At 41.9% G+C, this 12,375-nt stretch carries 13 protein-coding genes; 3 read left to right on the forward strand and 10 right to left on the reverse strand.

Annotated features, from left to right (window positions below; all coding sequences use genetic code 11):
• Positions 1-2 precede the first annotated feature (2 nt).
• The gene (gene yidA / locus IGK85_RS12220; protein WP_005234343.1) at positions 3-821 is read left to right on the forward strand and encodes a sugar-phosphatase; all 819 of its coding nucleotides are present in this window, start codon (positions 3-5) and stop codon (positions 819-821) included.
• A gap of 42 nt (positions 822-863) precedes the next feature.
• Here yidA and IGK85_RS12225 read toward each other — a convergent pair whose 3' ends face one another.
• Positions 864-1,307, reverse strand: a complete 444-nt coding sequence (locus tag IGK85_RS12225; protein WP_008380853.1) for an NUDIX hydrolase — start codon at positions 1,305-1,307, stop codon at positions 864-866.
• A gap of 147 nt (positions 1,308-1,454) precedes the next feature.
• Between IGK85_RS12225 and gloA the strand changes: the two genes are divergently transcribed.
• Positions 1,455-1,829: a lactoylglutathione lyase gene (gloA, locus tag IGK85_RS12230; RefSeq protein ID WP_005234340.1), complete on the forward strand. Its 375-nt coding sequence runs from the start codon at positions 1,455-1,457 to the stop codon at positions 1,827-1,829.
• A 76-nt stretch (positions 1,830-1,905) separates the two neighbouring features.
• A complete protein-coding gene (locus tag IGK85_RS12235; protein WP_008380852.1) occupies positions 1,906-2,619 on the forward strand; it encodes a gamma-glutamyl-gamma-aminobutyrate hydrolase family protein in 714 nt (237 codons plus the stop codon).
• Positions 2,620-2,691: 72 nt separating this feature from the next.
• Here the strand turns inward: IGK85_RS12235 and IGK85_RS12240 are convergent, their stop codons facing one another.
• The 9 genes from IGK85_RS12240 to zapA form a co-directional block, all read right to left on the reverse strand.
• A complete protein-coding gene (locus IGK85_RS12240) occupies positions 2,692-3,945 on the reverse strand; it encodes an ABC transporter permease (RefSeq protein ID WP_008380850.1) in 1,254 nt (417 codons plus the stop codon).
• Positions 3,938-4,837 (reverse strand): ABC transporter ATP-binding protein, encoded by a 900-nt coding sequence (locus tag IGK85_RS12245; protein WP_005234329.1) that lies wholly within the window; start codon positions 4,835-4,837, stop codon positions 3,938-3,940. Before IGK85_RS12245 ends, IGK85_RS12240 begins: the two co-directional genes overlap by 8 nt.
• 17 nt (positions 4,838-4,854) lie before the next feature.
• Entirely contained in the window at positions 4,855-5,535 is a 681-nt protein-coding gene (locus tag IGK85_RS12250) for a DUF2812 domain-containing protein (protein WP_005234326.1), read from the reverse strand.
• Positions 5,522-5,848 (reverse strand): PadR family transcriptional regulator, encoded by a 327-nt coding sequence (locus IGK85_RS12255; RefSeq protein WP_005234324.1) that lies wholly within the window; start codon positions 5,846-5,848, stop codon positions 5,522-5,524. Before IGK85_RS12255 ends, IGK85_RS12250 begins: the two co-directional genes overlap by 14 nt.
• 123 nt (positions 5,849-5,971) lie before the next feature.
• Positions 5,972-8,206, reverse strand: a complete 2,235-nt coding sequence (locus IGK85_RS12260) for a L,D-transpeptidase (RefSeq protein ID WP_008380848.1) — start codon at positions 8,204-8,206, stop codon at positions 5,972-5,974.
• Positions 8,207-8,384: 178 nt separating this feature from the next.
• Entirely contained in the window at positions 8,385-8,699 is a 315-nt protein-coding gene (trxA, locus tag IGK85_RS12265; RefSeq protein ID WP_005228645.1) for a thioredoxin, read from the reverse strand.
• 96 nt (positions 8,700-8,795) lie between these two features.
• Positions 8,796-11,159, reverse strand: coding sequence for an endonuclease MutS2 (locus tag IGK85_RS12270; protein ID WP_008380845.1), 2,364 nt, complete (start codon positions 11,157-11,159; stop codon positions 8,796-8,798).
• A gap of 78 nt (positions 11,160-11,237) precedes the next feature.
• On the reverse strand, positions 11,238-11,792 hold the full coding sequence (locus IGK85_RS12275; RefSeq protein WP_005234314.1) for a CvpA family protein: 555 nt from the start codon (positions 11,790-11,792) through the stop codon (positions 11,238-11,240).
• Positions 11,793-11,815: 23 nt separating this feature from the next.
• Positions 11,816-12,256, reverse strand: coding sequence for a cell division protein ZapA (zapA, locus tag IGK85_RS12280; RefSeq protein ID WP_005228634.1), 441 nt, complete (start codon positions 12,254-12,256; stop codon positions 11,816-11,818).
• Positions 12,257-12,375 lie beyond the last annotated feature (119 nt).

Below are 12,375 nucleotides of genomic sequence, written 5' to 3' on the forward strand. Positions count from 1 at the left end.
TTATGAGTATCAAATTGATCGCCATCGATATCGATGGTACCCTGTTGAACAACGACCGCAAGATCACCCCAGCCGTTTACAAGGCATTGAAAGACGCTGAAAAGCAAGGTGTACGCATCGTTTTGTGTACGGGACGCCCTTTAACTGGTGTCCAAGATTTATTAAAGGAACTAGACTTATTTACGGACAATGATTTCGTTATTACTTATAATGGCTCTTTGGTTCAAAAAACCAAAAACCAAGAGATCATCTCTGAATTCGGCTTGTCCCAAGATGACTATCTCTTTGTTGAGATGACTGCGAGAAAATTAGGGGTTCATCTTCATGTAGAAACCGAAGATACCATGTATACCGCTAACCGCGATATCAGTCCTTATACGATTTATGAAGCCTTCTTAGTCAACATGCCATTGAAATATCGGACACCAGAAGAAATGACTGCTGACTTGAATATCATCAAAATGATGATGATCGATGATCCCGAAAAACTTAATCAGATCATCCCACAATTGCCGAGCAGTTTGACGGACAATTACAATGTGGTCAAAAGTGCTCCTTACTTCTTGGAAGTTCTAAATAAACAAGCCCATAAAGGGGCTGCTGTCAAAAAATTGGCGGAGCACTTAGGCATCAAACAAGAAGAAGTCATGGCGATCGGCGATAACGAAAATGATTTAACCATGGTGGAATACGCTGGTATCGGTGTGGCGATGGCCAATGCCACTGAAAACGTGAAAAATGCCGCAGATGTCCTAACTGCATCAAACGAAGAAGATGGTGTGGCAGAAGTAATCAACAAGTATGTTTTAGCAAATAACTAAGTGTAAAAGGCAGGTTTCCTTTTTATCGGAAGCCTGCCTTTTTTATTTTGCCAACCATTGTTCAACTGCCCATTTATGGCTGCCGCGTTTCAATCGCTGAATCGCTTCTTCTGGCGTATGCCATGACAACTGATTGTTTTCTTCTGTCGGTTCACAGACTTTTTTCCATTTGGTCATTAAATAGAAATAGCCGGGATGATGGTAAAATGTATCGCGATGGCGTGAATAGAAATATTCAACTGCCTCCCCTAAATAGGCAGCGATCTCCCCTTCAAATCCAAGTTCTTCTATTAATTCTCGCTGGATCGCTTCTTCTTTGGTCTCATTTGGTTCAATTTCACCGCCTGGTAAAAAATAGGCGCCATTGGGTGCTTGTACCAAGATCACTTCATTTTTTTCATTTGGAAGAACGACATACGCGCCATATCTTGATTTGTATGGTTTCCCCGCTTCTTTTTCCCCGAACACAATTTCCTTTTCTGGCATGATTCCCTCCACCAACACTTTCTTTCCATTTTACCCTATGCCAATAGTCTGGACAAGCTGGAAATAACGCTCTGTTGTCTTTTATTCGTTATAAAATGAGAAAATATGTTATCATACAACTATCAAGATCGAAAGGATGATTTACCCATGAAAATGGCTCACACTTGTGTCCGCGTCAAAGACTTAACGGCTTCTCTAGATTTTTATCAAACTGCCTTTGGTTTTGAAGAATCTCGCCGTCGTGATTTTCCTGAACATCAATTTACTTTGGTTTACTTAACATTGCCTGGAGATGATTACGAGCTAGAGTTGACATATAACTATGACCATCCTGGCTATGAGTTAGGCGACGGCTATGGCCACATCGCCATCAGTACCGATGATCTAGAAGCGCTTCATGAGAAGCACCAAGCTGCCGGATTTGACGTCACTGACTTGAAAGGACTACCAGGGACTTCTCCATCTTACTATTTTGTGAAAGATCCTGATGGTTATAAAATCGAAGTTATTCGCGAAAAATAAAGCGAAGATGCTCGAAAAAAGGACCTCGTGTCCTTTTTTCTTTTCGTTCCATTTACTTATAGAAAGGTTTGATCAAATGAAACCCATTATCGGCATCGCTGCTAATGAACGGCCAATGATTGAAGAAGCAGAACATTGGTTGTCCTATACACCCAAAAATTTTGTCACCCATATCCAACAAGCCCAAGGCATTCCCCTAATATTACCAATGGGTGTCGTGGAAGATGCTGCGACTTACATCAGCAAAATCGATAAACTCTTGTTAGCCGGTGGTCATGATGTCTCCCCTGATCATTATGGCGAAGATCCTCATCCTTTGATTCAAGGCATTCATCCTGATCGTGATGTCTTTGAATTGGCATTGATCAAAGAAGCAGTGGCTCAAAACAAACCCATCTTTGGAATCTGCCGCGGCATGCAGTTACTAAATGTCGCATTTGGTGGGAGTTTGTACCAAGATCTCTCTTTGATCGATCACCCAACGATCAAACACGTGCAATTGCCAACGTTCTTTCAATTCCCTACACATCGGGTGGAAATCAAGGCAGACAGTCGTTTGGCTGCTCTTTTAGGCACAACCTATCAAGTCAATTCTTTTCATCACCAAGCAGTCAAAACAGTTGCAGATGATTTCAATGTGACCGCCACCGCTCCTGATGGTGTTGTTGAAGCCATTGAATCCACCGCCTATGGCGCACCGATCTTAGGCATTCAGTGGCATCCTGAGCTAGCCGCTCACAAGCTGCCTTCTGAGCAATCGATCTTCGACTTTTTTGTGCAGGAATTCTAAGGGCCTGCACCTTGTTTTCTAGATGCTAGCCAGTAAAAAACGCCCGATCACAAAAAGGATCGGGCGTTTTGTTTATTTCTCATTTTTCATTAACACCAGTGATTGTTTCAACGTTGCCAAGATGCCATTGTCGTTATAGATCAAGACATTTGATTTGTACATTTTTGCAGAAACCAGCATCAGGACGATCGTGGTAACAGCAAGGATCCCTACTGAAATCAACGCTCCGCCAATCCCCACTGTATCATTAGCAAGCCGTACTGGCATAATATATGAGGACAAGAATGGGATATAAGAAGTTACTCGTAAAACAACGTTATGCGGATCCATACCGCCTAGTACGATTCCTAGCATATACCCGCCCAACGAAAGATACGTCACTGGAATAATGGCTTTCGCCGTATCTTCTGCTTTGTTCACTAACGACCCGCAAAGAGCTGACAAGACAGAATAGATCAAGATTCCTAAGAAGACGAAAACGATCGCAAACACGAGGAAAGGACCAAAAATGCCATCTGATGAAAAACTTGCCAATAAGTCTTTTACCATGGAGTTGTCCTTGATCCAGAAATAACTCCCGCCAAAAATCGCAACATACGCAACTAGCTGGGTCGCTGCAACCATGATCACCCCAGTTAATTTGGCGTAGTAATGGGTTTGCGCCCGGGTACTAGACAAAATGACTTCCATGATGCGTGTGCCTTTTTCAGAAGCAATTTCTTGCGCAATGATTTGTGCGTAAGTGATGATAAAGAAAAAGAGAACGATTGTTGCGATGGTACTAACTGCTGCTTGCATCGCGGTATTATCTTCTCCATAGGTCATTTCGCCACCTTCACTGAAGGAAACTTTTTGCCGGTCAAGCGGTGCAACTTCACTAAGAACTGCCACTTGCTCAGCAGTCAATCCAAGCTCACTAGCTCTAAAGGAGGACTGCAAGCCCGTCAATAATTGTTGGATCGTCAGCTCTAAAGCTTGCCCCATTGAGGACTCGCTTAATAATTCCCCTTGCAGCGTATCCCCTGAAGCAGTAATAACTAACAAGGCATCAGCATCTTTGTCAGCCAACTGTTGTTGTCCTTGTTCTTCGCTTTCCACAACTTCAAATTCATAATCATCGCTACTTTGCTCCACAAAGGTCTGCGCAATGGCTGGTTCATTCGCATAAACGACAATTTTATCCACACTGCTCATACCATCGGCAAAGTAACTAATCAGATAAAATCCGCCCATTGCAATGAATGGAACCAATATCATAATCAAAAACGAAATTGATTTGATATTTTTCTTATAAACATCTAATGCGATTACCCAAAACTTATTCATTTGTTTTTCCTGCCTTCCGCTTAAAGATTTCTTCTAACGTTGGCGGTTGTTGATTGAACATAGGGATATAACCATCCGCCGTCGCTAAATCAAATAAGGTTTTTCCTACTGCAGGATCAGCGATCGTAATATCATAGCTGCCGTCTTCTCTGGCAATGACTTCCTCAACACCTGCCACTGCCAAAAGCTGTTCTTTCGTCAAATTAGACTCCAAATAAACTTTCGTTCGTCCAAAGGATTCACGAATTTCATGGACCTTTCCGTTTAAGACAGTTTGACCATCCCTTAGCATAATCAAGTGGTCACAGATTTTTTCTACGTTATCCATATTATGACTGGAGAAGATGACACAAGAGCCATTTTTTTTCAGTTCAATGATCCCGTTTTTCAACAGTTCCGCGTTGACTGGGTCTAAGCCACTAAACGGTTCATCTAGAATCACTAATTTTGGTTCATGGATCAACGTTGAAATTAGCTGAACTTTTTGCTGATTTCCTTTTGATAAAGATTTGACTTTATCAGTTTTCTTGCCTTTGACTTTAAACTTGTCCATCCAATAGTCGATTTTGGGTACGATGTCTTCTTTCTTTTTGCCACGTAAACGCGCGAAGTAGATCAATTGATCTTCAATCGTGACTTTTGGATACAAGCCGCGTTCTTCTGGCAGATAGCCAATAAGATTGTATTCTTTTTCACTAATTTTGTGACCATCCCATAATACTTCTCCTTGATCGGCTTTCAAAAAATCCAAGATCAATCGGAATGTCGTCGTTTTTCCTGCTCCGTTTTGACCAATTAATCCCATAATCTGACCATCATTGATGGTAAAAGACAATTGATCGACTGCTGTATAATCCCCAAATGTTTTTACTAGCTGTTTTGCTTCTAACACATGCTCACCTTCCCTGTCTAATAAAATATGTCACTAAAGAAAAAACCGATAATGGCACCAACGATTGCTCCTGCAACCATCAAGATGATAGAGTCGCGGATCACCCGTTGGCGTTTCGCCAGTTTCTCTGGTTCATTGTAATAACTTGCTCGATTTTTGTATAAAAATTTCATCAAAATCGTGGTCAATCCTACCCCTATCGGAATAAATACTAGCCCAGTAATCAATCCTAGCCCAAAGGACCAAAAGGGATTTGTACGAATATTGAAATAACGAATGGAAAAATAAATCACTGCTAAAATTGCTAAACTGACCACTGAAAACAGAATCGATTTTTTCATCAAATAGCGCGTCTCATTATCGATTCGTTCTTGATAGCTTTCTTGATCGCTGAAAATCGCTGGTGTATCCGGAGATGCTTTAAAATAAAAATACCGATCTTTATAATTGCTGATATAGGTCCAGCCCCCAGCTTGATACATCGCTAGGTAATCAACGATCTCAGAAGGATCTCCTTCGAAAAAGTCCACTGCATATTTGGTCGTTTCCGATTTTCCTTTGATAAACTTCAAAAACCCTAACCGATTCATCTTCACAAAATGCCAGCCCATTGACGCTTGTTTTTGTAAACGAACCATTTCCTTTTCCGGATAATAGGCGACTCCAAGAGAAAGAAGATATTTCTTATTGATGCCCATCTTGTTCCCCTCCTAACGCTTCGAAGACCTGTTCTCCGATTTGATAAAATAGTTTGCGTCGCTGAATATCTTTCTCCAGAACCTGTCTTCCTTCTGGTGTAATCTGATAGATTTTTTTTCGATCGACGCTTTCTTCTAAATCGATCCACCCCTTTTTCGTCAGCTTTTTCAAAATCGTATACATCGTCGCGGGGCCAATCTCAAATGTTCCTTGGCTTAGCTCATGGATTTGTTTCATAATGACATACCCATGTTTTGGCTTTAAAAGCGCTAATAAAATCAAATAGGTTGAATCTGTCAATGCCTCATCCATTTGATTCCTCCATCCCACTAACTATATCACTTAATGATATATTATCGAATGATATAGCCAGCGTCAATCTTTTTTTTGGGGAAAATAAAAGCCGTCTCCGTTGACGGAAACGACTTTTGATCATTAATTAGCAATTTTGACAGGCGTATTATAAGGCATGTTATAGTAAAACCATTTGGCATCCGGCACTGCTAATCGAATACAGCCATGAGAAGCCCGAGTGCCTAATTTTCGTCCTTCAACGGAACTAAAAGCATTGGTGGACCAAGCGATACTCGTTGGGATCGTATGGAATAAATAGACCCCATGGTCTTTAAAGGAACGGTAGTAGGCGGCTCCTGAAAAAGCTAAGCCTTTTTCTGCTTGGATGCGAAAATTCCCTAAAGGTGTTGGTGTATTGAAGGCACCGGTCGAGCAAAGCATCGTATAAATCACTTTATTCCCTGATTTGATATAAACCCGCTGTTTGCTGATGGATACTTCAATATTTAAGTTTTGAACGTTTAATGAAGGATATTTTCCTCCAGTAGTATACATCCAAAAGTTACTATTTACATTTGTGGTTTGATTTTCCTTGACCCAACCGATTCGACCGGCTGGCGAAACGAGATACAGGTAGTTGCCATCACTCGTTTTTGCTAGTTTGGTCGCTTGTGCCATATACCCTTTGTAGGCACTCTTTTTCCCAAGTTTCGTACTATTTGGATCAGCTTTTTCAAAGAAATTGCCATCCCCATTCTTGACGACCACGTAGCGGCTAATATTGCTTTGAGAGGTGATCGTATGGGCATTAGTCACCCCACTTGCATTGATGTAACCCAGCCACTTGTTATTGAGATAAAGTGAATAGTAGGTGGAGCCGTTGAAATGTTGATATTTCCCAGTAACTTGAATATTCTTGTTCATATAATCAGCGCTGCTGCCTTTTTTCTTCGCAAAAGCTAAATCTTGCCATAAGGTATAATTCTTACTTTTTAGGCGGACTGTGCGTTTTTCACTTTGCCAAGTACCGCCTTGATTGTTGGCAACCGTTGCTGCATCGGCATTTAAGTAGCCGATCCATTTTCCGTTAGCATCATAAAGGGACAAGTAGACACCGCCATTGACATGGTTATATCTTCCTTTTGCAAGATAGGTTTTTCCCGCTAATTTCGTTGTAGTATTTTTCTTACTCGACCAACGGAAATTCCCCCAAATCGTGTAATTTTTCTTGGTCAATGTCACATATTTTCCGTAGGATTGATAGGCACCTTGTGCATCCGTCGTTAACTTAACACCCGAGGCATTGATATAGCCTAGCCATTTATTGTTATTTGTATAAAGGGAATAGTACGTCGACCCATTCAAGTGACGATATTTCCCAGTAACTTTGACTGTTTTGCCATTTAAAGCGGCTGTCGTTCCTTTCTTCGCTGTCCAATTAAAATTTTGCCATAGCGTATAATTCCCGCTGATGATCGTGGCATATTTTGATTCAGACTGCCATGCACCCCCAGGAGTTGTCGCTAACTTAACGCCGGTAGCTTTTATCCAACCGATGAGAACATTTTTATTTGAATACAATGCGTAATAGACCACGTTATTATTCGTCGTGAATACTTCTTTGATTTCAAAGGTTTGACCAGCAATGCTTGAAGAAGTGCTCGTTTTTTTATCTAAAAACACATCTTGCCAAAGCGGTTCTTTCGCACTTGTAACGGTTGCATATTTTTTCTCGGTTTTGAAGGTTCCGCTGGCAACTTTCACTGCTGCTTCTGCTACGACACCGACAACCTTTTGATCGTCACGAATTTCAAGATAGGTCCGCTTATCGGCACCTTGATACCGTTTGACACTACGGTATACCTTGCCAGCTAATTCATCGATCGTTCCTTGTTCGATCAATTGATCCTTCTCAAAACGGTAAAGGATTTTGTGTGTTTCTGGATCCGTTGCTACGACCGGCTTGATTTTTACATATTGGTTTTTATCTGCAACTGGTTCAACATCAATGTTCCCAAGTTCTGGTTCTTCCGAAGTTTCTTCCGTCGATTGAGTAGATGAGTCTTGGGTGGTCTCGGTCTGACTGGTCTCAGTCGTAGCCGTGCCAGTACTTGACGTTGTTTCTGATGAAGAGGTAGCCGCTGATGAGGACTCTGTTGCCGTACTTGACCCTATACTCTCAGTGCTGGCCTCTTGAGATGATGCTGCGCTTTCTTCTGAGAAACTTTCTGACGTCGTCTCTTGCGCAGCGAAAGAAGCTGTTGTCGAATCCCCTTCATTTGCTGCATAGACTTGTGTGATCGTTCCTACGATGGGTGCAACCAGTACCCCAACAATCGCAACGCCTTGAAACAACCCGCGTTTCAACTTTTTCATTTTTATTCCCCCTTTAATCCTATTTTGGTATCACTTTCTTACTATATAAACGAGATATTTTTTAGTGCCACTCCCCACTTTAAGTATACCACTGCCGAAAGAAATATCTAAAAAAAACCTCCCAAAAACAAAAAAGCAATAGCCTCTTTCGGCTATTGCTTCAAAAACACTTCTTCTATTACATATGTTCCGCAACTAAAGCTTTCAATTGATCTTTTGTATGCACCCCAATTGCTTTATCAACGACTTGTCCGTCTTTTTTCAACAACAAAGTAGGAATAGACATGATCCCGAATGAAGCAGGTGTTTCAGGATTTTCATCCACATCCATTTTCACGATCTTCAATTCGTCTTCCTCATATTCATTCGCTAATTGTTCCAAGATCGGTGCTTGCATACGACAAGGGCCACACCAAGTTGCCCAAAAATCAATAAGGACTAAGCCTTTATCGGTTTCTTCTGAAAAAGTTTTATCGGTAATTTCTTTTGCCATCGTACTTCCCCTCCATTTTTAAAACTAAAAAAAGTATACCACGTATCGGAAGTTTTTTAAAATCGTCTGCTTACAAAAGGTAAGGGTTCTTAAAGGTTAGTTAAACTTCACAATGGTCGCCCCATTGCCCCCTTGATTTGCTGGCGCAAATTCAAAACTTTTCACCGAGCGATGATTTTTTAGGTAGTCAGTGATCCCTTGACGCAATGCGCCGGTTCCTTTTCCGTGGACGATTGTCACTTGCGGATAGCCTGCCAAAATCGCTGCATCTAAATACTGATCCACTTCATTGAGGGCTTCTTCGTACCGCTTGCCGCGTAAATCCAACTGATTGACCACTGGACTGCTGTCAGCAGAACGAATCGTATTGACGATACGCTGTGTAGGCTCCTTCACTGGCGCTGCTGGTTGGAGATCTGTTTCTGGCAAATTCATTTTCAAAATACCGATTTGGACTTGCCATTGATTTTTGCCTGCTTTTTTCAATAAGACCCCGCGCTGCCCATAAGATGTTACAAGCACTTCGTCTCCTTCTTTCAGCGTCTTGGCTGCTTTGGCTTTTTGCAGAACCTTGTTTTTTTGCAGATGTTCTTCTTGTTGCAGTCCTGATAACTTGGTGCGCGCGTCGATCAGCTCGTGTTCTTTGACCTTCGTTTGACCGCCGGCTAACTGCATTTTACGAATATCGGCAATGATTTTTTCAGATTCTTCTTTGGCTTCTTCAACGATCTGATTGGCTTTTTGCCGAGCTTTCGCCAATTCTTTTTCACGTTCTTCAAAGAAATAACTATAGGCTGCTTCTAGCTCTTGGTGCAAGCGGGCCGCTTCTTTTACATGATGACGGACTTCAAGATACTCGGTTTCCGTCATTTTTCTTCGATTTTCTAAATCAGCGATCATTTCATTCAGGTCTTGGCTTTCTCCGTCCATGATCTCTTTGGCTTGATCAATGATCGTCTCTGGCAAGCCAAGTCTTTTCGAAATCTCAAACGCATTGCTTCGTCCCGGAACCCCGATCAACAAGCGATAGGTCGGACTTAAGGTATCGACATCAAACTCCATAGAGGCGTTGATCGTATTGGATCGGTTATAGCCATAAACTTTCAATTCTGGATAATGAGTCGTCGCCATGACATAAGCCGACTTAGCCCCAAGTTCGTCCAAAATCGCAATTGCTAGTGCTGCCCCTTCTTGGGGATCGGTCCCAGCACCTAGTTCATCAAAAAGCACCAGACTTGTTTCGTCGATTTTTTTCAACACATCAACGATCGTTGTCATATGTGAAGAAAAGGTCGATAGACTTTGCTCAATGGATTGTTCATCACCAATGTCCGCAAAAATTTCATTGAAGATCCCCATTTGGCTTTCTTCTTCTGCCAAGATTGGTAAGCCGGCTTGGCCCATGATCTGCAATAGCCCTAATGTTTTTAAGGTGATGGTTTTCCCGCCGGTATTCGGCCCAGTAATGACAACAGCTTGATAGTCTTTTCCAATCGTAATATCGTTAGGAACGACTTTTTCTTGATCGATCAATGGATGACGTGCTTGTTTAAAAAAGACATGGTTATCTTGATTGATCGCTGGTACGATTGCCTTCATCTCTTTCCCAAAACGAGCCTTGGCATTCATGAAATCCATGATTCCGATCACATATGCATTATGGAGGATCTCTCTTTGGTACGGAGCTAACTCTGCTGATAATTCCGCCAAAATACGAGTGATTTCGTCCCGTTCCGCAATTTGATGCTGACGCAAGCGGTTATTTTGTTCCACTACTTGTTTCGGTTCGATAAACAAGGTTTGACCAGATGAACTTTGGTCGTGAACCACGCCGCCGAAAACACCTCGGTATTCTTGTTTGACTGGAATCACATATCGCTCATTTCGCATGGTTACGATCGTATCACTTAGATACTTTGCATTGCCACCTCGGACGATGCCATCCAATGTCTCACGGATCGTCCGTTCTGCTCGTCGGATCGATTGACGAATTCCCCGAAGTGCTGGAGAGGCATCATCTGTGACTCGGCCATCCTCATCGATAGCTTCTTTCAAGCGACGATTCAAGGTTGGTAAAGAAACCAACTGTTCTTCCCAGTGATACAAGCGGGAAAATTCAATCTCACTTTCAGACAAATCAGCAAAAAAGCGTTTCAATTCCTGCGTAGTTGATAAGACGCGGGCAACTTGTGCCAATTCAACGCCGTTTAAATCTGCGCCGATTTCGATCCGTTTCATTTGCGGACGAATATTCTCAATTTTTGGTACAGGGATTCCGCCTCTTAAACGCTGGATCTTGATCGCGTCTTCTGTTTCTGCTAGCCAAGAGGAAATGACTTGCGCATCACTTGATGGCACAAGCTTTGCTAAGGCTTCTTTTCCTTGGGCTGTTACGATATACTGACCGATTTGACTCTTTACTTGTTCAAATCCTAAAACATCAAGGATCTTAGTATTCATTCTTTTCTCACCTGCTTTGTTTTAACTTTTTGTTCCTAAGAAAAAGGCAGAATGGCTCTGCAACCATCTGCCTGCTTTTTACCCAATCACATCTGTGATCCACAATCGATAGAAGTAATCTGAGAGAATCGGTGACCGATCAACGATGAAATTCGCAGTTCCGCTCGTTTCAAACAGATTTTGAATCGTGGCAAACGGGATCATTGAGAGAATCATGAAAAACATATACAAATTGATATACATCAAGATGACATTCAAAACACCCGCAACTGCCCAGTCATAGCCGCCTAAAAAACGTAGGCGTTTGTAACGCAAACTGTCTGCAAAAATCACTAATAGTTTGGTGATCAGCCAACCAGCAAAGAGTACCATCACAAAAGCGATGGCCGCATAATAGGCTTTGTCTAAATCTAAAGCCAGTTCCATATCGTAGTATTTTAACTTTGAATCCGCCGTTACTGACATATAAGGAACATAGAGCTCAATTTTTTTCGCAATTTCTTGGTAATTCGCAACTGCAAAGAAAAAAGAGATCAAATAGCCCAAAACTGAGACCAATTGTAAACTGGTTCCGCGCCGCGCGCCGCCGTAAAAGGCTGCCAACAACAAAACCAAGACAAATAATCCAATCATTTAGGAATCCTTTCTACGCCGCACTACCCATGGGCTGTCTTTTCTTGAATTTTTCGTTTCCTTTGTTCATTTAAGATCTGTTGTGCTTCCACATGATTATGGATCTCCACATCACTGCGACCTGTCTCATCGAGAACTTTCCGTGCTTCGGATTCGATTGCTTCGATCCGCTTGATGCGATTCTCAAGCTCCGTTGCTTTAATGGCTTGTCCCCGCAACTCGTCCACTTTTTTTTGTAGGACCAAAAGCTGTTCTTGTTTTTTCAGCTGGTCGGAAACAGCGTTGATCGCTAATAAGATCGACGCTTGTTCTTGATCGGTTTGTGGCGATAATTGCATGATCTCAAGCAGTTGGTCATTGACCAATCTTGTCACCATATCCATGTGTTCTTTGCTTTCGCGTCCAATAATCGTGTAACTTTGATTCGCGATAACTGCTTTATAGCGTTTCTTTTGCTCCGTCATAGGAATATTTCCTCCCATTGCTTACATTCTGCTCTATTCTATCACTTATTGAACATGTGTCGCAAACTCTTAACTATTATACGTGATTTTCTTATGAATTTCCATGCCAATCGTTTGTT

The sequence above is a fragment of the Enterococcus sp. AZ015 genome (genome assembly GCF_050499225.1).
Taxonomy (GTDB): domain Bacteria; phylum Bacillota; class Bacilli; order Lactobacillales; family Enterococcaceae; genus Enterococcus_D; species Enterococcus_D entomosocium.

What these genes read in the sequence shown, in the direction of transcription:
- yidA (WP_005234343.1), top strand. Translation starts at nt 3, where the DNA reads ATGAGTATCAAATTGATCGCCATCGATATCGATGGTACCCTGTTGAAC.
- IGK85_RS12225 (WP_008380853.1), bottom strand. Translation starts at nt 1,307, where the DNA reads ATGCCAGAAAAGGAAATTGTGTTCGGGGAAAAAGAAGCGGGGAAACCA.
- gloA (WP_005234340.1), top strand. Translation starts at nt 1,455, where the DNA reads ATGAAAATGGCTCACACTTGTGTCCGCGTCAAAGACTTAACGGCTTCT.
- IGK85_RS12235 (WP_008380852.1), top strand. Translation starts at nt 1,906, where the DNA reads ATGAAACCCATTATCGGCATCGCTGCTAATGAACGGCCAATGATTGAA.
- IGK85_RS12240 (WP_008380850.1), bottom strand. Translation starts at nt 3,945, where the DNA reads ATGAATAAGTTTTGGGTAATCGCATTAGATGTTTATAAGAAAAATATC.
- IGK85_RS12250 (WP_005234326.1), bottom strand. Translation starts at nt 5,535, where the DNA reads ATGGGCATCAATAAGAAATATCTTCTTTCTCTTGGAGTCGCCTATTAT.
- IGK85_RS12255 (WP_005234324.1), bottom strand. Translation starts at nt 5,848, where the DNA reads ATGGATGAGGCATTGACAGATTCAACCTATTTGATTTTATTAGCGCTT.
- IGK85_RS12260 (WP_008380848.1), bottom strand. Translation starts at nt 8,206, where the DNA reads ATGAAAAAGTTGAAACGCGGGTTGTTTCAAGGCGTTGCGATTGTTGGG.
- trxA (WP_005228645.1), bottom strand. Translation starts at nt 8,699, where the DNA reads ATGGCAAAAGAAATTACCGATAAAACTTTTTCAGAAGAAACCGATAAA.
- IGK85_RS12270 (WP_008380845.1), bottom strand. Translation starts at nt 11,159, where the DNA reads ATGAATACTAAGATCCTTGATGTTTTAGGATTTGAACAAGTAAAGAGT.
- IGK85_RS12275 (WP_005234314.1), bottom strand. Translation starts at nt 11,792, where the DNA reads ATGATTGGATTATTTGTCTTGGTTTTGTTGTTGGCAGCCTTTTACGGC.
- zapA (WP_005228634.1), bottom strand. Translation starts at nt 12,256, where the DNA reads ATGACGGAGCAAAAGAAACGCTATAAAGCAGTTATCGCGAATCAAAGT.